Consider the following 25,306-nt stretch of genomic DNA (forward strand, 5'->3'; position numbering starts at 1 on the left):
TTTGCCCTTTCATTTTTTTGGAGCGCAAAGTTGAAAAAATTACTGTCCTGCCTGCTGTTACTTTCTGCACCTGCATTTGCGTCAAAACCTGTTTTGACGGTTTATACCTACGATTCTTTCTCTGCTGACTGGGGCCCCGGTCCCGCCATTAAAAAAGCCTTTGAAGCCCAATGCGGCTGCGAACTGAAATACGTGGCGCTGGAAGATGGCGTGTCTTTGCTCAACCGTCTGCGGATGGAAGGTAAAAACAGCAAAGCCGACATCGTGCTGGGGCTGGATAACAACCTGTTGCAGGCCGCTGAACAAACCGGTTTATTCGCCAAAGCACCGAAAACCAACGCCAGACTGACGGTGCCAGGCGGCTGGAATGACAGCACTTTCGTGCCTTACGATTACGGTTATTTCGCCTTCGTCTACGACAAAAATAAACTGAAGAATCCGCCAAAAAGCCTCGATGAGCTGATCAACAGCGACCAGAAATGGAAAGTGATTTATGAGGATCCACGCACCAGTACACCGGGTCTGGGCCTGATGCTGTGGATGCAAAAAGTCTACGGCGATAAAGCGCCGCAAGCGTGGGAAAAACTGGCGAAGAAAACTGTCACCGTCACTAAAGGCTGGAGCGAGGCTTACGGTTTATTCCTCAAAGGTGAAAGCGACCTGGTGCTGAGCTACACCACCTCTCCGGCATACCATATTGTCGAAGAGAAGAAAGATAACTACGCCGCAGCCGATTTTACCGAAGGGCATTACATGCAGGTCGAAGTGGCGGGCCAGCTGGCAAACAGCAAGCAACCGAAACTTGCTGAACAGTTCATGAAGTTCGTCACCACGGAAGATTTCCAGAAAGTGATCCCGACCGGCAACTGGATGTATCCGGTGGTGAATACCCCGCTGCCTGACGCTTTTAAACAACTGACGATTCCGGCCAAATCTCTGCAATACAGCGCACAGGATGTCGCTACTCATCGTTCACAATGGATCCAGGCATGGCAGAACGCCGTCAGCCATTGATCCCTCGCTGGCTGTTGCCGGGCGTCATCGCGTCACTGGCTATGTTGCTGGTGGCAGTACTGGCCTTAGGCTCTCTGTGGCGTCATGCGCCACAGATAAGCGGCGCATCGCTCTGGCACGATCCTTATCTCTGGCATGTGATCTGCTTTACTTTCTGGCAGGCGCTGCTTTCAGCGCTTTGCTCGGTGCTGCCCGCAATTTTGCTGGCACGCACCTTGTTCCGCCGCCGTTTCCCCGGCCGTCAGCTGTTATTACGTTTATGTGCGATGACGCTGGTCTTGCCGGTTTTGGTGGCGGTGTTTGGCATTCTCAGTGTCTACGGAAGACAGGGCTGGCTGGCGCAAATTTGCGGCTGGCTGGGCATGGATTACCGTTTCTCGCCGTATGGTTTACAGGGCATTTTGCTGGCGCACGTCTTTTTCAATCTGCCGCTGGCAGCGCGGCTCTTAGTGCAGGCACTGGAAAATATCGCCGTTGAGCAGCGCCAGCTCGCCGCACAACTCGGCATGAATATCTGGCAGCAATTCCGCTTTGTGGAATGGCCTGCCATTCGCCGGCAGATATTCCCCGCCGCCGCCTTAATCTTTATGCTGTGTTTCGCCAGCTTCGCCACGGTGCTTTCACTGGGTGGCGGTCCGCAGGCAACGACCATTGAACTCGCCATTTATCAGGCGCTAAGTTACGACTACGATTTAAGCCGCGCCGCCACGCTGGCCCTGATCCAGCTGTTTTGTTGCCTGGCGCTGGTGTTGCTCAGTCAGAAACTCAGTCAGGCGTTGCCGGTGGGCCAAACGCATTCTCAGCGCTGGCGTAATCCTGATGATTCCTGGCTGCGGCGCATCGCCGATGCCGTACTGATTGGCCTGGCGTTGTTGCTGATCCTGCCGCCGTTACTCGCCGTCATTACCGATGGCGTAAACCGTGCAGCGGTCGGTGTTTTGCAACAACCCGCGCTCTGGCAGGCATTATGGACATCCGTGCGTATCGCGCTCGGCAGCGGATTATTGTGTGTGCTGCTGACCATGATGCTGCTGTGGAGCAGCCGCGAACTGCGGTTACGCAAGAGAAATAGCTGGGCGCAGGCGATGGATCTGAGCGGTATGCTGATCCTCGCGATGCCGGGCATTGTGCTGGCGACCGGTTTCTTCCTGTTGCTCGGCGATACCACCGGTTTGCCACAATCGCCATGGCCGCTGGTGATCCTCACGAATGCGCTGATGGCCGTACCTTATGCATTAAAAGTGCTGGATAACCCGATGCGCGACGTGGCAGAACGCTACACGCTGCTGTGTCTTTCGCTGGATATGCATGGCTGGCAGCGGCTGCGCCGGGTTGAACTCAGCGCACTGAAACGCCCGATTGCACAGGCACTGGCTTTCGCCTGTGTACTTTCTCTGGGGGATTTCGGTGTGATTGCCTTGTTCGGCAACGAGAATTTCCGCACCCTGCCGTTTTATCTGTATCAGCAGATTGGTTCCTACCGCAGCCAGGACGGCGCGGTGACGGCGCTGTTATTACTGCTGCTATGCTTCCTGTTATTCACCCTGATTGAGAAACTGCCGGGCCGCCATGCTGACGCTGAATAAACTGACGTATTTGTACGAACATCTGCCGATGCGCTTCGATTTACAGATCGACGCCGGTGAACGTGTGGCAATCCTCGGCCCGAGCGGCGCCGGGAAAAGTACCCTGCTGAGTCTGGTCGCCGGTTTTCTGGCACCGGTCAGCGGGCAGATCCTGCTCAACGGCGCAGATCACAGCGTGACGCCACCGGCAAAACGTCCGGTGTCGATGTTGTTTCAGGAAAATAATCTGTTCTCGCATCTGACGGTGCGTCAGAACATGGGGCTGGGATTGCATCCGGGGCTGAAACTTACCGCGCAGCAGAAGCAGGAACTGGAAGAAATTGCCCGACAGGTCGGGCTGACTGAATGTCTGGACCGGCTGCCATCGCAACTTTCCGGTGGCCAGCGTCAGCGTGTCGCGCTCGCCCGTTGCCTGCTGCGCAGTCAGCCGGTTTTATTGCTCGATGAGCCCTTTTCAGCACTCGATCCGGCACTGCGCAGTGAGATGCTGACGTTGCTGGATAAGGTATGTGAGCAACGCCATCTCACGCTGCTGATGGTGTCGCACAATCTGGATGATGCGGCACGGATCGCGCCGCGCACGTTGCTGATCGTCGATGGCCGGATTTTTTACGACGGGCCGACGCAGGCACTGACCGACGGCAGTGCGCCGCAGGCCAGCGTGTTGGGGATAATGCCGGGGATCAGCGGGTGATCACTTGCCACAGCAAATGACCATAAACCGGCATCATCGGCTGTTCGCTTAACATCACCAGACTCACTGCGGTTGCGACCAGACTTAGCACACAGACGATGCGCAGACGCGCTAAGGGCAACCATTTTGTCATCGCATCAGGTGAAGCTTTGCCCGAACGGAACCAGCGCCACAGCAGCCAGGCACTCAGCCAGATCAGCACCACGGCGGCAAACAGCATCCATTTGAAGACCGAGCTGTTGTGACTGGCCGGAATATCAATGGCCACGCCCGCCAGAATGCCCGGCAGGAAATACACCGGTGGCCAGGTGATGCAGCCAATAATATTCGGCGGTGCAAATTTGTAAGGCGGAAGGTTCAGCATACCGGCAACCATCGGCACCAGCGGGCGTGTTGGTCCGATGAAACGCCCGATAATCACCGTCGCAAAACTATGGCGATCCAGCGCATAACCGGTTTTATCCAGTAATGACTGGTAACGTTTGAGGAAGCGCCAGCGATGCAGCGGTTCCTTGAAACCGCGGCCAATGAAATACGAGGCCCAGTCGCCGAAGAAACATCCCAGCCCCGCCGCCAGCCAGGCTTCGTACAACCCCACCTGACCGCTGCCGATCAACGTCCCGAGCGTCGCCATCATGACGGTACCCGGCAGGATCAGGCCCACCAGCGCCAGCGACTCGAAGAAAGCCACCACCGCGACGATAATTAATGCCAAGCCCACCGACTGAGCGACCAGATGTTGTAGATAGGCTTCCATATCTTCCCAGAATTCAGTTGCGCCAATTGCGCAGATAAATGAGACAAGTGTGAGTTTTCTGCATTCTCATTGTAGTAAATACATCAATCGGCTGAATTGTCAGCGCATGAACTATCACAGTCAACCGGGTAATTGTATGCGTATTTGGCAGAAACCTGAGCCATAGACAAAGACTGTATAAATAACCATACTCTGTTCTGATTCCTTATCTGTTCATCTTTACCGTTCCGAGGCGCTTATCACTTCCACCTTTGTCCGTCCCGCTTCTGCTGCCACTGACACCCCGCCGCGTCAGGGATTTGTGCTGACCCGCCACTGGCGCGACACGCCGCGCGGTACCGAGGTGGAATTGTGGCTGGCGACCGACGAAGGTCCGCAGAAAGTGCGCCTGCCTTTACAGGAATCGGTGGCGTTTATTCCGGCCGAACAACGCGCGGCGGCGGAGCGCATTCTCATTGATGAAAAAAATATCAGTCTGCGTCCGTTGCCGTTGCAGGATTTCCATTCCCGCGCCGTTCTTGGGCTTTACTGCCCGCAACACCGGCAGTTAATGCGGATTGAAAAATTGCTGAAAGAAAATGGCGTCAGTGTTTTCGAAGCGGATATCCGCCCGCCGGAACGCTTCCTGATGGAACGCTATATCACCGCACCGGTGTGGTTCAGCGGTAAACCGGGGCCGGACAAGCTGCTGATGGACACCAAAATGAAACCGGCGGAGGACTACCGCCCGCCGCTGAAACTGTGTTCTCTGGATATCGAAACCAGCGGCAACGGCGAGTTGTACTGCATCGGGCTGGAAGGCTGCGGGCAGCGCCACGTGTATATGCTCGGCCCGCCGAACGGCGATCCTAATGCTCAATTTGATTTCAACATGGTTTACGTCGACAGCCGCCCGCAGTTGCTGGAAAAACTCAATGAGTGGCTGGAAATCTATGATCCCGACGCCATTATCGGCTGGAGCGTAGTGCAGTTTGACCTGCGGGTTTTACAAAAACACGCTGACCGCTACAAAATCCCGCTGAAATTCGGGCGCGGCGGCGGTGAACTGGAATGGCGTGAACACGGTTTCAAACAGGGGCACTTTTTTGCTGCCGCTGCGGGTCGTCTGATCATCGACGGCATTGAAGCACTGAAATCGGCGTTCTGGAACTTCAACTCGTTCAGCCTGGAATTCGTCTCGCAAAGTTTATTAGGCGAAGGCAAAGCCAGCGATAATCCTTATCAGCGGCTGGCCGAAATCGAACAACGTTTTCGGGAAGATAAACCGGCGCTGGCACGCTATAACCTGAAAGACTGCGAACTGGTGACGCGTATTTTTGCCAAAACTGAACTGATGCCGTTTTTGCTGGAACGCGCCTCGGTCACCGGTCTGGCCGTGGATCGCAGCGGCGGTTCAGTGGCGGCCTTTACCCATCTTTATTTACCGCGCATGCACCGCGCCGGTTACGTCGCGCCCAATATGGGCGAATTGCAGGGCGAAATGAGCCCGGGTGGCTTTGTGATGGATTCGCGCCCCGGCCTGTATGATTCGGTGCTGGTGCTCGATTATAAAAGCCTGTACCCGTCGATTATCCGCACCTTTCTGATTGACCCGGTCGGGCTGGTCGCCGGACTGCAACAACCGGATGACGAACATTCCGTGCCCGGCTACCGTAACGCCCGTTTCTCGCGGGAAAAACATTGTCTGCCGGAAATTGTCCGCCAGATCTGGATGGGACGCGAAGACGCTAAAAAGCAAAAAAACAAACCGCTGTCTCAGGCACTGAAAATCATCATGAACGCCTTTTATGGCGTGCTCGGCTCCAGCGGCTGCCGCTTCTTTGATCCGCGCCTTGCGTCCTCCATTACCCTGCGCGGGCACGACATCATGCGCCAGACCCGCGAGCTGATTGAAGCCGAAGGCTTTCAGGTGATTTACGGCGACACCGATTCTACCTTTGTCTGGCTGAACAAAGCCCATTCGCAGGAAGAGGCCGACGCGATTGGCCGCCGTCTGGTTGAACAGGTGAATGCGTGGTGGAAAGGCCATCTGCAACAGGAATACGGGCTGGAAAGCGCCCTGGAACTGGAATTCGAAACGCATTATCAGCGTTTCCTGATGCCGACCATTCGCGGCTCGGAAACCGGCAGCAAAAAGCGTTATGCCGGTCTGGTGAAAGACGCCGACGGCGAGCACATCGTGTATAAAGGGCTGGAAACGGTGCGCACCGACTGGACACCGCTGGCGCAGGAGTTTCAGCAGGCGCTGTATGAGCGGGTGTTTCACCGCCAGCCGTATCAGGATTACGTGCGCGATTACGTGGCGCGCACGCTCAGCGGCGAGTTTGATGACAAACTGGTGTACCGCAAACGCCTGCGCCGCAAGCTGAGCGATTATGAGAAAAACGTCCCGCCGCATGTCCGCGCGGCGCGGCTGGCGGATGACTATAATGTGCTGCACGGTCGCGCCAAACAGTATCAGAATGGCGGCTGGATCAGCTACGTGATGACCACGTCCGGCCCTGAACCGCTGGAAAACCGTCAGTCGCCCATCGACTACGACCATTATATCGAGCGTCAGCTGGAGCCGGTCGCCGATGGCATTTTACCTTTCCTTCACGACGATTTTGCTACACTCATTACAGGGCAGATGGGATTATTCTGAGCAAAAAACGGGGCACTTTGGGATTCACAGGTGACGAAACGCTTACCTTCCATTACCATAGCGCCCTTTCCCATTTCTGAATCATCCTCACACAGTGAACAACTCCGCGCCATCTGGCGGGGAAAGAAAACTATTGCCCGTGAAACATCGCGGGCTGAGCAAGCATTGCGCAGTCGCCGTATACAGAGCACACAACACAGAGAGAGATTATGCCGTTTACATTGGGTCAACGCTGGATAAGCGATACGGAAAGCGAATTAGGATTAGGAACCGTAGTCGCGCTGGATGTGCGCATGGTCACCCTGCTTTTCCCCGCCACCGGTGAAAACCGTTTGTATGCCCGAAATGATTCCCCGATCACCCGCGTGATGTTCAACCCCGGTGATACCATCAGCTGTCACGAAGGCTGGCAGTTGCAGGTCGAAGAAGTTGTTGAAGACAAAGGTCTGTTGACCTATATCGGCACCCGTCTGGACACAGAAGAAACCGGCGTTGCCATGCGCGAAGTGCTGCTCGACAGCAAACTGACCTTCAGCAAACCGCAGGATCGTCTGTTCGCCGGTCAGATTGACCGTATGGACCGTTTTGCCCTGCGTTTCCGCGCCCGTAAATATCAGCGTGAACAGTTCCGTCTGGAATTCGGCGGTCTGCGCGGTATGCGTGCCAGCCTGATCCCACATCAGTTGCACATCGCTTATGAAGTCGGTCAGCGCCATGCGCCGCGCGTTTTACTCGCCGATGAAGTGGGTCTGGGCAAAACTATCGAAGCGGGCATGATTATTCATCAGCAACTGTTGTCCGGCCGTGCCGAACGCATACTGATCGTGGTGCCAGAAACCCTGCAACACCAGTGGCTGGTAGAAATGCTGCGCCGCTTCAATCTGCGCTTCTCTTTGTTTGACGACGATCGCTACGCTGAATCCATCCACGAAGCAACGAACCCGTTTGAAACTGAACAACTGGTGATCTGTTCCCTTGATTTCGTGCGCCGCAATAAATCCCGTCTCGAGCAGTTATCCGATGCGGCCTGGGATATGCTGGTGGTCGACGAGGCCCACCATCTGGTGTGGAGCGAAGACGCGCCGAGCCGCGAATATCAGGTTATCGAACAGCTTTCCCAGCAAATCCCGAGTGTTCTGCTGCTGACCGCTACGCCGGAGCAACTGGGCCAGGAAAGCCACTTTGCGCGCCTGCGCCTGCTGGATCCGGACCGTTTCCACGATTACGAAGAATTCATCGAAGAACAACAGCAATATCAGCCGGTGGCTGATGCCGTGACCCTGTTACTCAACAAAGAACCGCTGACGCCGGAAGCGCTGGCGTTGCTGGGTGAAAGTGTCGGCAATGCCGATACCGATGCCCTGCTGACCGCCGCCAATAAAGGCGACGAAGCCGCAGCGAAACAGCTGGTTTCCATGCTGATGGACCGTCACGGTACCAGCCGCGTACTCTTCCGTAACACCCGTAATGGCGTGAAAGGTTTCCCTGAACGTCATCTGCATGCAGTGAAACTGCCGCTGCCGACGCAGTATCAGACCGCGATAAAAGTCTCGGGCATTATGGGCGCGAAGAAAACCGCCGAAGCCCGTGCGCACGACATGCTGTATCCGGAACAGATTTATCAGGAATTTGAAGGCGAGAACGCCACCTGGTGGAACTTTGATCCGCGCGTCGAATGGCTGCTCGGTTATCTGACCGCCAACCGCGACGAAAAAGTACTGGTGATCTGCGCTAAAGCCGCCACTGCATTGCAACTGGAACAGGTTCTGCGGGAGCGTGAAGCGATCCGTGCTGCTGTGTTCCACGAAGGTTTGTCGATCATCGAACGTGACCGCGCCGCCGCTTACTTTGCTTCCCAGGAAGAAGGCGCGCAGGTTCTGCTGTGTTCTGAAATCGGCTCCGAAGGCCGTAACTTCCAGTTTGCCAGCAAGATGGTGATGTTCGACCTGCCGTTCAACCCGGATCTGCTGGAACAGCGTATCGGGCGTCTGGATCGTATCGGCCAGCAAAACAATATCGACATCATGGTGCCATACCTCGAGCAGACCGCGCAGTCGGTACTGGTTCGCTGGTTCCATGAAGGTCTGGACGCATTCGAACATACCTGTCCGACTGGCCGCACCATTTACGACAGCGCTTATGAGCAACTGATTGCGTTCCTGGCGGCACCTGCCGCGCAGGAAGGTCTGGGCGAGTTCATTCTTACATGTCGCGCCGAACATGACGCGCTGAAAGAGAAGCTGGAAAATGGCCGTGACCGCCTGCTGGAGATGCATTCCAACGGTGGCGAACGTGCTCAACAACTGGCGAAGGAAATCGGCGAGCAGGATAACGACGTTAACCTGGTCAACTTTGCGCTGAACCTGTTCGATATCGTCGGCATCAATCAGGAAGATCGCAGCGATAACCTGATCGTCCTGACGCCGTCTGATCACATGCTGGTGCCGGATTTCCCGGGTCTGCCGGAAGACGGTTGCACCGTGACCTTCGATCGTGAACAGGCGCTCTCGCGTGAAGATGCACAGTTTATCAGCTGGGAACATCCGATCGTGCGTAACGGTCTGGATCTGATCCTTTCCGGTGATACCGGCAGTTGTGCGGTATCGATCCTGAAAAACAAAGCGCTGCCGGTCGGTACCTTGCTGGCGGAACTGGTTTACGTGGTGGAATGTCAGGCGCCGAAGCATCTGCAACTGACCCGTTTCCTGCCACCGACACCGGTGCGTATGCTGATGGATCGTAAAGGCACCAATCTGGCGGCTCAGGTTGAATTTGAGAGTTTTAACCGTCAGCTGAATGCCATCAACCGTCACAACTCCAGTAAACTGGTGAATGCCGTGCAGCAGGATGTTCACGCCATGCTGCAACAGGCAGAAGCGGAAATTGCCGATCAGGCACGCGCCCTGATTGAAGCAGCGAAAGTGGAAGCTGACGAGCAACTGACCAAAGAACTGGATCGTCTGAAAGCGCTGAAAGAAGTGAACCCGAACATTCGCGATGACGAACTGGAATCGGTAGACTCTAACCGTAAGCAGGTGCTGGCGAATCTGAACGATGCCAGCTGGCGTCTGGATGCGATCCGCCTGGTGGTGGTGAGCCATCAGTAAGCCCGACGGGATGCAGCCGGTCTGCATCCCTTATTTATTTCAACCTGAATGCAGACTGAAACCGCTATGAGCGAACATCAACCGACTATCCCTGAACCGTCGAAAACCCGGCCGCTGGAGAATTACAATCCGCCGACCGATCCCTGGTTACAGGTGATTTTTCAGGATGAACACATCATGGTGGTCAATAAGCCGAGCGGGCTGCTTTCCGTGCCGGGCAAGCTGGCCGAGCATCAGGACAGCCTGATGACGCGTATTCAGCAGGAATTTCCTGAGGCTGAGTCCGTCCATCGTCTGGATATGTCCACCAGCGGCGTGATCGTGGTGGCGCTGACCAAAGACGCTGAGCGTGAACTTAAACGCCAGTTCCGCGAACGCGAAACCAAGAAAGTGTATATCGCGCGGGTCTGGGGACGGGTTGAAGAAGATTACGGCATTATCGATTTGCCGCTGATTTGCGATTATCCTAACCGGCCGAAACAGAAGGTCTGTCACGAGACCGGCAAGAAAGCGCTGACGCAGTATGAAGTGATGTCATGGGATGATGACGGCACAACGCGGGTGAAACTGCGGCCGATTACCGGACGTTCGCACCAGTTGCGCGTGCACCTTCTGGCGCTCGGGCATCCGATTCTGGGCGATAAATTCTATGCCCATCCGCAGGCACTGGCAGCGGCCGGTCGTTTGCAACTGCACGCACAGGAATTATCGTTTTATCATCCGATAACCGATGCGCCGCTGGTATTTAACTGCGAGCCGGATTTTTAACCATTCAAATAATACATTTTTCTTCAATCACTATTAAGTAATATGTATTACATTACCATCGTGTTGTTTTATCAGAATTTACCTTGCCAAAAAATATAATATCGGCTTCCTCACCTATTCCCTTCCCTGTTAATTCGCCCCGCACGCCTGATAACATCCCGCCCTATTTATTCAAATTTAATTATTCACCCTTCAGGGAAGACGACATGAAATGGAAACCAAAGCTGCTCAGCAGCCTGATTGCATTGGCGCTTTTTGATGCCGATGCCGGTATCATGCGTGAAGATGTTGCGGTTCAGGACTACCGCGACTTCGCAGAGAATCTGGGCAAATACACCGTCGGTGAAGAAAACATCGAAGTCTTTAAGATGGATGGTACGTCCGCAGGCATCCTGAATTTCCCTATGCCCGATTTCGGCGCAATTAACAGCTTAGGTTTTGCGACAGTCATCGCCCCCTCTTATGTCGTCAGCGTTGCTCACAATGGCGGTTATACCGCTGTCGATTTCGGTAATAAAGCAAAATATAAAACTTCCTATAAATTAATTAACCGAAATATTGACCCTCAATATCTCACCTGGAATAAAGATTTCCATGTTCCACGTTTAAATAAAGTCGTGACCGATGCCGCGCCGGTACCCACCGTGGATACTCAGGATGTGCGTAAGAACCGAGAACGCTATGTTTATTTCGCGCGAGCCGGTGCCGGAACACAATATCAGGTCGACCCCGTCACTAAAAAACCCGTTTATATTACCGGCGCTTACGAATGGAAAAGCGGCGGCACCGTGGTCAACCCAATCTTTGAACCGTCAAGATTACGCTGGGTTAACTACGGGCCGCCTGATGCACGTGCTCAGCCATTCAGTTCAGCGATACAAGCAGGCGACAGCGGAAGTCCGTTGTATGTTTATGATAACGTAGATAAAGAATGGAAAATCTTCGGTGTTTCCCCATGGGGAGGCACAGGAAAAACAGGATATGAATACACCAGTTATACGCTGGATATGCAGCTCAATTTTATGAACAAAGTGATTGCTGCTAATACCGATCCTGATGTGACCGACGTGGCAGCAGATGGCGATATTCATTGGACTGCGGCCAATATTACGCAAGGCGAAAACAGCTGGCAGTGGCACGGTGTTGATAAGCAACTCCCTTCGCAGGCCAGCAATGAAGAACTCGATGCCTCAAAAGATCTGCGCTTTGCCGGTGATGGCGGCCTGATCGTACTTGATAGCGCCGTCAATCATGGTGCCGCAAAACTGCAATTCTCGAACGATTACCGGGTGGTGTCGGCTGAAGGTGCGAACAGCACCTGGGTGGGCGGCGGGATCGAAGTCGATGCGGATAAAACCGTTGACTGGGAAGTGAACGGTTTAGCCGGAGATACTTTACATAAAATCGGCGAAGGTACGCTGTACGTCAATGCCGTGGGGAATAATGGCGGCGCGCTGAATGTCGGCGACGGGCTGGTGGTGTTAGCCCAGCAGGCCAATGAAGCCGGGGAGCAAAAAGCCTTCTCCAAAGTCACCATTGTCAGCGGTCGACCGACCGTGCAGATCGGCGGCGAAAACCAGATTACCGGCAGCGACATTTACTTTGGTTATCGCGGCGGCAATCTTGATCTCAATGGCTATGACATGGCTTTCAGCAGCATCAATCACAGTGATTCCGGTGCGGCCATTATTAACGGCAATGCAGACCAGCTCAGCACCCTGACGCTGAACAACAGCAGTAACCAGACCTTCGTCGGCCATCTCGGCAGTCAGGAAACGGCGTCGAATTTAAACGTCGATTATGCAGCGGACTCTTCCGCAGGCTTCTGGGAACTGGCGGGCGGTGCTGACCTGAATCAGCTCTCCGTGCAAAATGGCATTCTGAGACTGGCGGGTCGCCCGACTCCGCACGCCGGTAATGTAGTGTTCAGTGACGACTGGATTGATGAAACCTATACGATAAACAATGTGGATGTGGCCAGCCGTGCCACCCTGCGCGTTAACGAGCACGCCACACTGGATGCCAACGTGAAGCTCAACGAGCTGGCAAACATGATGCTGAACAGTAAATCGCATCTGAGCGGCAAGGTGGAACTGGCTTCCGGCAGTATGATTTCTGTTGATCAGACAGACAGTAAAACCACCAGCACCGACGGCAATAATGACGTGGTGATTGACGCCACTATTTCCGGTAACGGAACCCTGAAGAAAATGGCGCCGGGCGCGCTGTACATCAACAGCGAGAATACGTTCACCGGTGCCACCAATATTTACAGCGGCGCGCTGATCCTCAACGGCTCCCTTGCGTCCACCGTCACGATGGAGAAAAACACGGTGCTGGCCGGTAACAACACCGTCGCCGATCTGATCCTGAAAGATGATGTGCAGCTTCTGCCACACTGGCCAGCCGAAAACGAAAGCGAGAGCGATACATTTGTCGCGGCCACGCAAACCGTTAACGGCACAATGGCGGCGGGCAGCAATAATCTGCTCAGCCTGCGCACGCATTTCGATCCGGCTTTCACACAAACCGACAAGCTGCTGATCAACGGCGACATGGTTTCCTCTGCACCGGTGAGTGTTCAAGTCACACCGTCAGGGGCGGGTTTCTTCACCGATACGGATAATGATGGCGCGGCGGATAATCAGGAAGGCGTGTCGCTGATCCAGGTGGCCGGTAAGGCAACCAAAGACAGCTTCAGACTGGCGGGGGAATACGTGGCGCGCGGCGCTTACGCCTATAACCTGTATGCCTTCGCACCGGGCCGCAGCTCTGAAGAACAGCGTGAAGTGGCAGGCAGCGGCGATCAGTTCTGGGATTACCGTCTGCAAAACAACATGCTGACCGAAGGCGACAATACGGTACCGGTCGATAACACGCCGGTTCCGCCAGTACCGACGCCGGATGATGAAGACGATGGCGAGGACGACGATACACCGGTTCCTGAACCAACGCCGGATGAAGGTGATGACACGCCGGTCCCGCCGGCACCGACGCCAGATGACGATGATAGCGGAAAAAATACGCGTCCGGCCGTTACGCCGCAGGTGCCTTCTTATCTGTCTTTACCTTCCGCCCTGCTGAGCTACAACAGTCGCGTGAGTGAAACCTTCCGCAATCAGGTTCTGGCACAGGATGATAAGAAACAGAATCTCTTCTTCCAGTATCTCAACGGAGAAGACAACTATCATTCAGCACTCGGCTTTATGGATTATGGCTACGACTACACGCAGAAAGAAGAAGGCTGGCTATTGGGTGCCAAAGTGATGCAACTGGGTAACGACACCCACTCGCTGGCACTCAGCCTTGGCCTTTCCAGCGCTAATCTGGATGTCACGCCGGATGCCGCCGACGGCAACAGCAAAACGCAATACACCACCTGGGGACTCTCTTCACTGCTGTCGTATCAGTATGTCAGCGGTTTAACGGTGGATGTAGCTTCGGACGTCGCCATCTATGACGGCAATGTATCGACTGACCTACGCGGCAGTGACGTGGCGGATATCAGTGCGACCTCCTTCGGTGGCTCTGTGGATGTGGGATATAAAATCCAGGCGGGCAATCATGTGCTGACACCATTAGTTGGATTTGGTATTCAGCGCCTGCAAGTCGATGATTTTACGGATATTGATAATACGAAGGTTCATTATGACGATATCACCCGTCAGACTGCCCGCTTAGGGATGCGTTACCGCTACGACTGGGATACCGCAAATGCTGGTAAATGGGCGATTACGGCGAATACATTGTTCATTACAGATCTCAGAGACGATGCGTCAGTGGACATCGGAGTCACCTACAGCGACGTCAGCAACAGCTTCCACAGCGGTGCTGCAGGCAGTTCCGGGATGCTAGACCTGGGGATTATCAGCAATCCGATGCCGAATGTGTCACTGAATACCGGTGTACAGTATCAGCACAGGCTGGAAGATGAAGGGGTAGATTATTGGCAGGCTGTGGCAGGGGTGACGTTTAAGTTCTGACACCTGACACAAGGCTGTGTCCCACAAAGCAAAAGGCGCTCTGAAAAGAGCGCCTTTTTAATGATGACGTTATTTAAAGCCTTTTTCACGTTTGATCAGGTCATACGCCGCCTGAATCGCCTGTGCTTTTTCCTTCGCCATTTCCATCATTTCAGGCGGTAAACCTTTCGCCACCAGTTTGTCAGGATGATGCTCGCCCATCAGTTTGCGGTAGGCACGTTTAATGGTCGTTGCGTCGTCGGTGGCATTCACGCCCAGCACTTTGCAGGCATCTGCCAGCGTCGGGCCTTGCTGCGTCTGGTGATAACCGCCGCCATACGAGCGTCCCCCCTGCTGGTGACCGCCAAACTGCTGGCCGCCTTCCATCATGCGCAGGAACTGATCGAACTGCATCCGTGAAATCCCGAGCTCTTCAGCAATCACGTACAACACTTCGCGTTCATTGGGATGCAATGAACCGTCGGCGTACGCGGCCTGGATCTGGATTTCCAGAAAAGTCCGTATCAGGTCAAAACGACCAAAACACGCAGTGCGCAGTTCGCGCATTTTCTCACGCAAGGGATAGTCAGCTTCTTTCCCGTCGCGAAAAGCGCGTTGTGCGGCTTCGCGCTGCTCGCCGTGCAACTGCATACGTTCCATGTAAAGACTGGCGATCTGAATATCCGCCTCGGTAACTCTGCCTTTTGATTTAGTCAGATTTCCCATCACCTCAAACGTGGTGCGGAAAAAGATGGTTTGACGTGTCTGCTGATCGGCAAAATATCCTCTGCGTTTCGCTGAACGCGCGGTATCAAACATATGCCCTATCAGCAGCCCTGCTACAATTCCCCAGAAGCCTAAACCGGACCATAAGCCCAGGATAAGTCCGAGCAGTTTTCCCCAATACTGCATATACTCCTCAATTCGCCATGCCGTCGCTTAAAAATTGCTTTATCATAACCGGCATTTATCGTTGTGCCTAACGGCAGCAACGTAACAGGTGGGATTTAACACTAGCGCAACCATGATGAGTGAGATAGTCTCTGACCGTTTGCCGGCATGATGCCTCTGATGACGGAACACCATTTTACGTATGAAAAACAGACGTCTGAAAACACGCTTACCGACAATGCTGGCCGCCACAATCTGGTCAGTATTGTACAGTCACGGCGCAATGGCCGATCTCGCAGCACAATGTATGCTCGGCGTTCCGACCTATGACAAACCTTTGGTGCAGGGTGATCCTAATTCACTGCCTGTGACCATCAACGCCGATAAGGCGACCGGCAATTATCCTGACAGTGCGCTGTTTAGCGGCAACGTTAACGTTGTTCAGGGCAACAGCACACTGGATGCTGATCAGGTTCAGCTTAATCAAATCGCCAATCCCAATCAGCCGACCCCGACCCGAACCGCTACTGCGACCGGCAACGTGCGTTATAACGATAACCAAATCAAGCTGAATGGCCCGAAAGGCTTTGCGAACCTGACCACCAAAGATACTGATGTTCAGGATGGCGACTACCAGATGGTCGGCCGTCAGGGACGTGGTCAGGCTGACAAAATGAAGCAGCGTGACAACAACCGTTACACCATCATGGATAACGGTACATTTACCACCTGTCTGCCTGGCGATAACAGCTGGAGCGTCGTCGGTTCCGAAGTGATTCAGGATCGTCAGGAAGAAGTGGCTGAAATCTGGAATGCCCGCTTCCATATCGGTCCGGTGCCGGTGTTCTACAGCCCGTACATGCAGTTGCCGATTGGCAATAAGCGTCGTTCCGGTTTCCTTATCCCTAATGCTAACTACAGCAGCAATAATGGCGTTGGTGTCACCGTTCCTTACTACTGGAACATTGCGCCAAACTACGATGCCACGATTACGCCCAATTACATGAGCAACCGTGGTCTGCAACTGCAAAATGAATTCCGCTACCTGACCGTTGCCGGTGCGGGTCTGATGGAATTCGATTATCTGGGTAACGATAAGAAAATCGATCAGCAGTATGTCGAAGATGAAAACCGTACCAGCGATAAAACCAAGCGCTGGATGTATTACTGGCGTCATGCCGGTGTATACGATCAGGTTTGGCGCTTCAACGTCGACTATACCAAGGTCAGTGACCCTTATTACTTCACCGATTTCGATTCGAAATACGGTTCCAGTACTGACGGCTATTCCACGCAGAAATTCAGCGTAGGTTACGCGAACCAAAACTGGGATGTCACACTGGCCAGTAAGCAGTTCCAGGTGTTCTCAGATTTCGGGAACGCCAACGCTTACCGTGCACAGCCACAGCTGGATATTAACTATTACAAAAATGATGTGGGCCCGTTTGACCTGCATCTGTACGGTCAGGCGGTGAAATTCACCAGCGTGAACCCTGACAACCCGGAAGCCGTGCGTACACACTTCGAACCGACTATCAGCCTGCCACTCAGTAATGGCTGGGGAAGTCTGGATAACGAAGTGAAGCTGATGACAACCCACTATCAGCAGGATATTCCGGACGCGTATTACGATAGCAATCCGAACACCAAACTGCGTTCATCCGTGAACCGTACGATGCCTGAGTTTAAAAGCGACGGCAAAATGGTGTTCGACCGCACGATGGACTGGAACAGTGACTACACCCAGACCCTCGAACCGCGCGTGCAGTACCTGTATATCCCTTACCGCAATCAGAGCTCGATCAATACCTATGACTCGACGCTGTTACAGTCCGACTACACCGGCCTGTTCCGCGATAAAAGCTACAGTGGTCTGGACCGTATTGCCTCTGCAAACCAGGTGGCGAGCGGTTTAACGACCCGTATCTATGACGAAAATCTGGAAGAGCGCTTTAATGCCTCTGCCGGTCAGATTTATTACTTCCAGCCGCCACGCACCGGTGACGTTGATAGCGTCCTGGATAAAAATGATGATACGGGCAGCCTGGTGTGGGCCGGTGACAGCTACTACAAAATCAACAATTTCTGGGGTATCCGTGGCGGCGTGCAGTATGACACCCGTCTGGATGCGCTGGCTTTAGGCGATGCCGTGCTTGAGTACCGCGCAGACTCAGAAAGAATGATTCAGCTGAGTTACCGTTACGCCAGCCCGGAATATATTCAGGCAACGTTACCTAACGTTACCAACCCGGGTTATCAGGACGGTATTTCGCAGGTTGGCGGCATCGCCAGTTGGCCGATTGCTGACCGTTGGGCAATCGTGGGGGCGTATTATTACGACACCAAAGCACAGCAGCCAGCCGATCAGCTTATTGGTTTGCAATACAACACATGCTGCTGGGCTATCAATGTTGGTTATGAACGTAAGATCACCAGCTACGATACGGTTAAGTCAGAAAGTAAATATGACAATAAGATTGGTTTCAATATTGAACTTAGAGGCCTGGGTAACAATCAAACCCTCGGAACGAAAGAAATGTTGGCCAGCGGCATACTGCCTTATCAACGCGCTTTCTAAGCCCGAAACACGATTCATTTCGTGAAGACACGACGAATTCAGTGAACTTGAAACCCGCGCTTGCGGATTAGACAAATGGAAAAAGTATGAAGAACTGGAGAACACTTCTCCTCGGCGTGACGCTTTGTGCCAGCACTGCGTTTGCTGCCCCTCAGGAAGTTGATAAAGTTGCCGCCGTCGTTAACAACGGCGTGGTATTGCAAAGTGACGTTGATAGCTTGTTTAATTCTGTAAAACAGCAGGCACAGCAGGCTAAACAGCAGTTGCCGGATGATGCGACTCTGCGTCACCAGATCCTCGACCGTTTGATCATGGATCAGATCCAGTTACAAATGGCGACCCGAATGGGCATCACGCCAACCGATCAGGACGTGGATAAAGCCATTGCAGGTATTGCACAGCAAAACAACATTTCTGTTGATCAACTGCGCAGCCGTCTGGCTTATGACGGAATGAACTACAGCACTTACCGTACGCAGATTCGCAAGGAAATGATCATCAGCGAAGTACGTAACAGTGAAGTGCGTCGCCGTGTCACCATACTGCCTCAGGAAGTGGATCAGCTTGCCAAACAGGTTGCGGCGCAAAACGGCAGCGGTGCTGAATTCAACCTCAGCCATATTCTGTTGCCACTGCCAGAAAACCCAACTCAGGATCAGGTTGATTCTGCAGAACAGCTGGCGAAGAAAATTGTTGCTGATCTGAACAATGGTGCGGACTTTGGCAAACTGGCTATCACCTACTCGGCTGATTCCCAGGCACTGAAAGGCGGCAACATGGGCTGGGGCAAATTGCAGGAACTGCCTTCCCTGTTTGCTCAGGCGTTAAGCACCGCTCAGAAAGGCCAGGTCATTGGCCCGATCCGTTCTGGTGTTGGTTTCCACATTCTGAAAGTGAACGATATCCGTGGCGACAATAAAACGGTTTCTGTCACCGAGGTTCACGCCCGTCACATCCTGCTGAAACCTTCTGTCGTAATGACGGATGCGCAGGCGCGGGCGAAACTGGAACAGGTTGCGGCTGATATTAAGAGCGGTAAAGCCACATTCGCTGATGAAGCCAAACAGCTTTCTCAGGATCCTGGCTCTGCTAATCAGGGCGGCGATTTAGGTTGGGCGTCACCAGATATGTACGATCCTGCATTCCGTGATGCGTTGATGAACCTGAAAAAAGGCGAAATCAGTGCACCGGTTCACTCTTCGTTTGGCTGGCACTTGATCCAACTTATCGACACCCGTCAGGTCGATAAAACAGATGCGGCACAGAAAGAACGTGCTTACCGCATGCTGTTCAACCGCAAATTTGCGGAAGAAGCCCAGACATGGATGCAGGAACAACGTGCTGAAGCGTATGTGAAAATTATGGATGGGAATGGAAAATAATACTTCCGTGACACAATCTGTGGTCATTACCCCCGGCGAACCGGCCGGGGTTGGGCCGGATCTGGTACTGGCGCTGGCTCAGCAGGCATGGCCTGTTGAGTTAGTGGTCTGTGCCGATCCGGCCTTACTGCTTGAACGTGCTGAGAAACTCGGCCTGAATATCCGCTTACGCGATTATCAGAGAGCGCGTCCGCCAGAGCCTCAGGCTGCGGGCACATTGACCGTTTTGCCTGTTAAACTCGCCGTCCCGGTGACCGCAGGTAAACTTGATGTGGCTAATGCGCCCTACGTGGTGGAAACGCTGGCACGTGCCTGCGACGGTGCTATCAGCGGTGAATTCGCTGCACTGATCACCGGCCCGGTTCAAAAAAGCATTATCAACGATGCCGGAATTCCCTTCATCGGCCATACCGAATTCTTTGCTGACCGCAGCCATTGCGACCGTGTTGTGATGATGCTGGCAACCGAAGAGTTGCGCGTTGCGCTGGCGACCACGCATTTGCCTTTGCTGGCAGTGCCTGGCGCGATTACCCGCCAGTGTCTGCATGAAGTCATCACCATTTTGCATCATGATCTGAAAACCAAATTTGGTATTACCGAGCCGCAAATTTATGTGTGTGGCCTGAATCCACATGCCGGCGAAGGTGGCCACATGGGGCACGAAGAGATCGACATTATCATTCCTGCACTGGACGAACTGCGCCAGCAAGGGATGAATCTCATCGGCCCGCTGCCCGCTGATACGTTATTCCAGCCTAAATATCTGCAACATGCCGATGCTGTTTTATCGATGTATCACGATCAGGGCCTTCCGGTGCTAAAATATCAGGGATTTGGTCGCGCAGTGAATATCACACTCGGCCTGCCTTTTATCCGGACTTCCGTTGATCACGGTACCGCCCTTGAACTCGCCGCCACCGGCACCGCCGATGCGGGCAGTTTCAAGACAGCAATAAATCTCGCCATTCACATGGCAAATAACAGCAACGATAAATAACAACAATGAATAGTAGAGTCCACCAAGGTCACTTTGCCCGTAAACGTTTTGGGCAAAACTTCTTAACCGATCAGTTTGTTATCGATAGCATCGTGTCGGCCATTCACCCTATGCCGGGCGAGGCTGTCGTTGAAATCGGTCCCGGTCTGGCGGCGTTAACTGAGCCTGTTGCTTCGCGCCTGGACAGCATGACGGTCATCGAACTCGACCGCGATCTGGCAACGCGTCTGGAAAATAACCCTAAGTTTCAGGGCAAACTGCGGGTCATCCAGTCTGATGCGATGAAAATCAATTTCGGCGAACTGTCTGAAGAGCTCGGTCAGCCGCTGCGTGTCTTTGGTAACCTGCCGTACAACATTTCTACGCCGCTGATGTTCCATTTGTTCACTTATACCAACGCCATCAAAGACATGCATTTTATGTTGCAGAAGGAAGTGGTAAACCGTCTGGTTGCAGGCCCGAACAGCAAAGCGTATGGTCGTTTAACGGTGATGGCGCAATATTACTGCAATGTGATCCCGGTTCTGGAAGTTCCACCAGAATCCTTCACACCGGCGCCTAAAGTGGAATCCGCTGTGGTACGTTTAGTGCCGCATGAAGTGATCCCGTATCCGGTGCCTGATATTCGCATTCTGAGCCGTCTGACCACGGATGCTTTCAACCAGCGTCGTAAAACAGTGCGTAACAGCCTCGGCCACCTGTTCACTTCTGAACAAATGACCGAACTGGGTTTAGATCTCAGCATGCGTGCTGAAAATATTTCTGTAGAGCAATTCTGTAAACTGGCTAACTGGTTGTCCACACGACCTAAAACCCCGGAACTTCAGGAGTAGCGTTATGCTTAATTCGCCCCGCGTTTGTGTTCAGGTGCAAAGTATCTACGTTGAGTCACAGTCGATACCCGAAGAAGAACGTTTTGTCTTCGCTTACACCATCACCATCCGCAATCTGGGGCGTTTTAATGTGCAACTGCTTCGCCGTTACTGGCTGATAACCAACAGTAACGGTCGCCAGACTGAAGTCCAGGGTGAAGGGGTCATCGGTGAACAACCGCTGATCCTGCCAGGCAATGAATTTTACTATACCAGCGGCGCCATTTTAGAAACGCCACTGGGCACGATGGAAGGCCATTATGAAATGGTCGCACAAGACGGTGAAACCTTCCGTGTGCCTGTTCCGGTCTTCCGCCTCGCCATCCCTACGCTGATAAATTAATCCTCATGTCGACATATCTTATTGGTGATGTTCACGGCTGCATCGATGAACTCAAGGCGCTATTGGCGCAGGTGGATTTTAATCCGCAAAACGATGTCCTGTGGCTGACGGGTGATTTAGTCGCCCGCGGTCCGTCCTCGCTCGAAGTGCTGCGTTTTGTCAGCGGTTTGGGGGATTGTGTCCGGATGGTGCTCGGTAACCACGATCTGCATCTGCTGGCGGTTTACGCGGGGATCAGTTTCAACAAACCGAAAGACCGCATCACGCCCTTGCTTGAAGCCGAAGACGCTGACGAACTGATCAACTGGTTGCGCCGCCAGCCGGTACTGCAGGTTGATGAAGATCTGAAGCTGGTCATGGCCCACGCAGGGATCACGCCGCAATGGGATCTCGACACCGCTCAAATGTGCGCCCGTGAAGTGGAAGCCGTCCTGAGCAGCGATACTTATCCGCTGTTTCTGGATGCGATGTATGGCGATATGCCGAACAACTGGCATCCTGAACTGACGGGTCTGGCGCGTTTGCGTTTCAGCACCAATGCTTTCACCCGCATGCGTTATTGCTTCCCGAACGGACAACTGGATATGATCTGCAAAGATATCCCGGAAAACGCGCCGAAGCCGCTGAAACCCTGGTTTGATATTCCGGGGCCTTTACAGGAAGCAGGCTACAGTATTGCGTTCGGACACTGGGCATCACTGGAAGGGAAAGGCACGCCGGAAGGCATTTATGCGCTGGATACCGGCTGCTGCTGGGGCGGTGACCTGACCATGCTGCGCTGGGAAGACAAAACCTACTTCGCCCAGCCTTCAAACCGCCAGAGCGAAAAACAGCAGTCTGAAATCCCGAAAGCCGTTTGATCAAACAGCGGACATTCAGACAGCAAAAAGGCACCTGCAAAAGGTGCCTTTTTATTGTCACACGGCTCGCGCAGCCGTAGGATCAGGCGCGGCGATCAAGGATTTCGAAGCAATAACCATGAGAGTTCTGCTCATCCGCATCGTGGAATTCGCTGAATGTGCTTTCCCAGTCATCCGGCTCATAATCAGGGAAATGTGTATCCCCTTCGACTTCGGCATCAATGTGAGTCAGATATAAACGATTGGCCTTCGGCAGCAGTTGCTCATACACGCGGCCGCCCCCCATCACCATCACTTCTTCCACATCGCCGGCAGCCGCCAGCGCAGCGTCAACAGACGTTACCCAGGTCACACCTTCATGCTCGCCCGGTTTAGAGCTGATGACAATATTCAGCCGGCCAGGCAACGGGCGTCCGATTGACTCAAACGTCTTTCGCCCCATGATGACGGGTTTGTTGAGCGTATTACGCTTAAACCAGGCCAGATCACCAGGTAAATGCCAAGGCATAGCGTTTTCCATGCCAATAACGCGATCGGTCGCCAGTGCGGCGATCAGGCTAATAATCATTGTGAAGCCCTGTGTAGAAAAAGGATTTGTGCGTGACCCCAAAAAAGAGCTGCCACTATACGGAAAGCCCCATCAGCCGTCGATAGGGAGACCCACGCTTTACAAAGATATAAGAGAGCTCTTACCCTGCCGGGATATTCCCCGCCAAAAGTAGCGGTTCCGGCGGTAAAGGACGCTCAAAAGCAGGAAGGTACCGCCGTAATCCAGTCGAAAATGCTGAAGCGCTCACCTGCTTTTTTGCATGGTAGCTCCACGTTGTACAACAACGCTTACACACCGGGGCGTTTACGGTACAGCCACAATCCCGGTAACGATAATCCGATAGATAATGCCCCGACGATAAAACTGGCTTTCAGAAAATTGGTGAGTGCCGTCGATAGCAATGCTTCGCTGTAGCCCAGATGCGAAATCTCCACGACTGAGATCATCGCCGTGTAGGCAGAAATGCCGGGGAACATCGGTATAACAGCGGCAACGGTGAAAACTTTAGGATGTGCCAGTAACCAGCGTGACCATCGAATGCCCATAATGCCAATCAGTATAGCTGCCAGCAGGGAGGCCCATTCGATGTTTATCCCGCCGTGGATCAGCAACATCCGCGTGCCGTGGCCAACTGCGCCGAGCAGTGCGCAATAACGTAATGCCCGCGGCGGCACATTAAACACCATCGCAAAGCCCAGTGCGGGCACGGCAGCGAAAAGCATATCCTGAATCAGTGCCCATAAAAGGCTCATGACCACCCCCGTAAATCCCACAATGCCATTGCCATGACTACGCCAATGCAGGTCGCCAGTGTCAGCAGGCTGGCCATAGTCCAGCGCGCCAGTCCGGTATTCACATGCCCTTTGAACATATCCGCCACGGCATTAATCAGCGGAAACCCCGGCACCAGCAATAACACGCTGGCAGCCATTGCGACGTTTGATGACTGCTGAAAAATGCCCAGCCGCAACAGCAACCCTGAAATGGAAGTCGCCACGAATGCCGTGCAGCAAAAGTTGATGAGCGGATTCATATGCCGTGCAGTAAGGCTCTGGCGTACGGCCATGGCGACGCCGCTGGCAAAAAAAGTGACAATGAATGCATCCCAGCCGCCACCATTAAGTTTGCTGAAACACCCGCAGGAGAGCGCCACCATCAGGATCATCAGCCAGCGCGGATACCGCAGCGGTTTGATTTTTTGCAGGCGTTTTGCCACCAGTTGACTGTCGAGCAGTTTATGCTCGGCCAGGATCACCGTATGTTGGACTTGTGTCACAACCTGCATGTTGATCCCGCGGTCAACATTTTTACGCGTCGAGGTCAGACAATAACCGCCGCTTAAGGTGCTGAGCACAATGGCATTGGCGGAGATCGAGCTTTCCACCCGGTCCATTCCCAGCGCGACGCCAAGCCTCGCCGACAGCTGTTCGACCAGCATACTTTCGGCACCATGCTGCAACAGCATCAGGGCACATTCGATGCACAAACGGGTAATTTCACGTTGATGATGCGCCTCGGGGCTTTCACGCACCGGGTATTCTATGACCGGATCCTGCATACCATTCACCGCCCGCAAAAAAGCAATAAGAGTGATTTAACTTACTGAGGATTGGCGTATCATGCCGCCTTCTTTTGTTCCGAACATTGACGACGGTTATTTTCATGCTTGAAACCACCCTTTTTGTTGCCAGTATCGCCTTCCTCGGCATGCTTTCTCCCGGTCCCGATTTCTTTCTGGTCATCAAAAATGCGGCCCGCTATCCGCGCATCGCGGCACTCATGACGTCACTGGGTGTTATTTGTGGTGTGATTACGCATATGTCTTACTGCGTGGCCGGTCTGGCAGTGGTGATCACCACCACGCCGTGGTTATTTGATTTACTGAAATACGTCGGTGCGGCTTATCTGATCTGGGTCGGTATTCAGGCGTTGTTTTCGCGCAGCAACAGCAAAATGAACCTCGACGGACTGGAGCCACAGCAGGTAAAACTACGCACCGCGTTCGTGCAGGGTTATCTGTGTAACCTGCTCAATCCAAAGGCGACACTTTTCTTCCTGGCGATGTTTACGCAAGTCTTGCAGATTAACTCCACCTTCGGTGAAAAGCTGTGGTACGCCTCTATAATCGTCGGTTTGTCGGCCATTTGGTGGCCTTCGCTGGCGTTACTTATCCAGAGCCCGCCGGTGCGTCGTGGTCTGGCGAAAGCGCAGAAACTTATCGATAAACTGCTGGGCGGTGTACTGATCGGTTTGGGCATTAAAGTCGCACTGAGCTGAGTTCAGAAAGAAAAAACCGGTGCA

Annotated in this window: 19 protein-coding genes; 14 read left to right on the forward strand and 5 right to left on the reverse strand. The window is 53.5% G+C overall.

Annotated elements, in window-relative coordinates; genetic code table 11:
• Window positions 1–30 precede the first annotated feature (30 nt).
• The 3 genes from thiB to thiQ are packed head-to-tail and all read left to right on the forward strand — an operon-like array spanning window position 31 to window position 3,294.
• A complete protein-coding gene (gene thiB / locus GW591_RS13660; RefSeq protein ID WP_013577032.1) occupies window positions 31–1,014 on the forward strand; it encodes a thiamine ABC transporter substrate binding subunit in 984 nt (327 codons plus the stop codon).
• Complete coding sequence (gene thiP / locus GW591_RS13665) at window positions 990–2,600, forward strand: thiamine/thiamine pyrophosphate ABC transporter permease ThiP (protein ID WP_166860800.1); 1,611 nt, start codon at window positions 990–992, stop codon at window positions 2,598–2,600. Before thiB ends, thiP begins: the two co-directional genes overlap by 25 nt.
• The gene (thiQ, locus tag GW591_RS13670) at window positions 2,584–3,294 is read left to right on the forward strand and encodes a thiamine ABC transporter ATP-binding protein ThiQ (protein ID WP_013577034.1); all 711 of its coding nucleotides are present in this window, start codon (window positions 2,584–2,586) and stop codon (window positions 3,292–3,294) included. The genes thiP and thiQ overlap by 17 nt, the downstream gene beginning before the upstream one ends.
• Here the strand turns inward: thiQ and GW591_RS13675 are convergent.
• On the reverse strand, window positions 3,284–4,051 hold the full coding sequence (locus GW591_RS13675; protein WP_013577035.1) for a DedA family protein: 768 nt from the start codon (window positions 4,049–4,051) through the stop codon (window positions 3,284–3,286). The genes thiQ and GW591_RS13675 overlap by 11 nt on opposite strands.
• 238 nt (window positions 4,052–4,289) lie before the next feature.
• Here GW591_RS13675 and GW591_RS13680 point away from each other — a divergent pair, with 238 nt between their 5' ends.
• From GW591_RS13680 to GW591_RS13695, 4 genes are all read left to right on the forward strand, one after another.
• Window positions 4,290–6,695 (forward strand): DNA polymerase II, encoded by a 2,406-nt coding sequence (locus GW591_RS13680; protein WP_318645648.1) that lies wholly within the window; start codon window positions 4,290–4,292, stop codon window positions 6,693–6,695.
• A 209-nt stretch (window positions 6,696–6,904) separates the two neighbouring features.
• A complete protein-coding gene (gene rapA, locus GW591_RS13685; protein ID WP_121019698.1) occupies window positions 6,905–9,802 on the forward strand; it encodes an RNA polymerase-associated protein RapA in 2,898 nt (965 codons plus the stop codon).
• 66 nt (window positions 9,803–9,868) lie between these two features.
• On the forward strand, window positions 9,869–10,570 hold the full coding sequence (gene rluA / locus GW591_RS13690) for a bifunctional tRNA pseudouridine(32) synthase/23S rRNA pseudouridine(746) synthase RluA (protein WP_015690474.1): 702 nt from the start codon (window positions 9,869–9,871) through the stop codon (window positions 10,568–10,570).
• 206 nt (window positions 10,571–10,776) lie between these two features.
• The gene (locus GW591_RS13695) at window positions 10,777–14,553 is read left to right on the forward strand and encodes a S6 family peptidase (protein ID WP_112150999.1); all 3,777 of its coding nucleotides are present in this window, start codon (window positions 10,777–10,779) and stop codon (window positions 14,551–14,553) included.
• A gap of 69 nt (window positions 14,554–14,622) precedes the next feature.
• Here the strand turns inward: GW591_RS13695 and djlA are convergent, their stop codons facing one another.
• Window positions 14,623–15,444: a co-chaperone DjlA gene (gene djlA, locus GW591_RS13700; RefSeq protein WP_013577040.1), complete on the reverse strand. Its 822-nt coding sequence runs from the start codon at window positions 15,442–15,444 to the stop codon at window positions 14,623–14,625.
• A gap of 181 nt (window positions 15,445–15,625) precedes the next feature.
• On the opposite strand from djlA, the gene lptD reads away from it, so the two are divergent.
• The 6 genes from lptD (at window position 15,626) to apaH (ending at window position 22,455) form a co-directional block, all read left to right on the forward strand.
• Window positions 15,626–18,001 (forward strand): LPS assembly protein LptD, encoded by a 2,376-nt coding sequence (gene lptD / locus GW591_RS13705; protein ID WP_013577041.1) that lies wholly within the window; start codon window positions 15,626–15,628, stop codon window positions 17,999–18,001.
• An 86-nt stretch (window positions 18,002–18,087) separates the two neighbouring features.
• Window positions 18,088–19,383, forward strand: a complete 1,296-nt coding sequence (surA, locus tag GW591_RS13710) for a peptidylprolyl isomerase SurA (RefSeq protein ID WP_013577042.1) — start codon at window positions 18,088–18,090, stop codon at window positions 19,381–19,383.
• Complete coding sequence (gene pdxA, locus GW591_RS13715; protein ID WP_166860804.1) at window positions 19,373–20,380, forward strand: 4-hydroxythreonine-4-phosphate dehydrogenase PdxA; 1,008 nt, start codon at window positions 19,373–19,375, stop codon at window positions 20,378–20,380. The genes surA and pdxA overlap by 11 nt, the downstream gene beginning before the upstream one ends.
• A gap of 5 nt (window positions 20,381–20,385) precedes the next feature.
• A complete protein-coding gene (rsmA, locus tag GW591_RS13720) occupies window positions 20,386–21,213 on the forward strand; it encodes a 16S rRNA (adenine(1518)-N(6)/adenine(1519)-N(6))-dimethyltransferase RsmA (RefSeq protein ID WP_112197249.1) in 828 nt (275 codons plus the stop codon).
• Window positions 21,214–21,217: 4 nt separating this feature from the next.
• The gene (gene apaG, locus GW591_RS13725; RefSeq protein WP_013577045.1) at window positions 21,218–21,595 is read left to right on the forward strand and encodes a Co2+/Mg2+ efflux protein ApaG; all 378 of its coding nucleotides are present in this window, start codon (window positions 21,218–21,220) and stop codon (window positions 21,593–21,595) included.
• Between the two features lie 5 nt (window positions 21,596–21,600).
• A complete protein-coding gene (apaH, locus tag GW591_RS13730; protein WP_121019696.1) occupies window positions 21,601–22,455 on the forward strand; it encodes a bis(5'-nucleosyl)-tetraphosphatase (symmetrical) ApaH in 855 nt (284 codons plus the stop codon).
• A gap of 82 nt (window positions 22,456–22,537) precedes the next feature.
• On the opposite strand, the gene folA is transcribed toward apaH, so the two are convergent.
• From folA to GW591_RS13745, 3 genes are all read right to left on the reverse strand, one after another.
• Window positions 22,538–23,023: a type 3 dihydrofolate reductase gene (gene folA / locus GW591_RS13735; protein WP_013577047.1), complete on the reverse strand. Its 486-nt coding sequence runs from the start codon at window positions 23,021–23,023 to the stop codon at window positions 22,538–22,540.
• A 269-nt stretch (window positions 23,024–23,292) separates the two neighbouring features.
• Window positions 23,293–23,757, reverse strand: a complete 465-nt coding sequence (locus tag GW591_RS13740; RefSeq protein ID WP_037033453.1) for a threonine/serine exporter — start codon at window positions 23,755–23,757, stop codon at window positions 23,293–23,295.
• Entirely contained in the window at window positions 23,754–24,563 is an 810-nt protein-coding gene (locus GW591_RS13745; protein WP_121019695.1) for a threonine/serine exporter family protein, read from the reverse strand. The genes GW591_RS13740 and GW591_RS13745 overlap by 4 nt, the downstream gene beginning before the upstream one ends.
• A gap of 104 nt (window positions 24,564–24,667) precedes the next feature.
• On the opposite strand from GW591_RS13745, the gene GW591_RS13750 reads away from it, so the two are divergent.
• Window positions 24,668–25,282, forward strand: a complete 615-nt coding sequence (locus tag GW591_RS13750; protein WP_013577050.1) for a LysE family translocator — start codon at window positions 24,668–24,670, stop codon at window positions 25,280–25,282.
• Window positions 25,283–25,306 lie beyond the last annotated feature (24 nt).

Origin of the sequence: Rahnella aceris, assembly GCF_011684115.1 — a bacterium.
Taxonomy (GTDB): Bacteria; Pseudomonadota; Gammaproteobacteria; order Enterobacterales; family Enterobacteriaceae; genus Rahnella; species Rahnella aceris.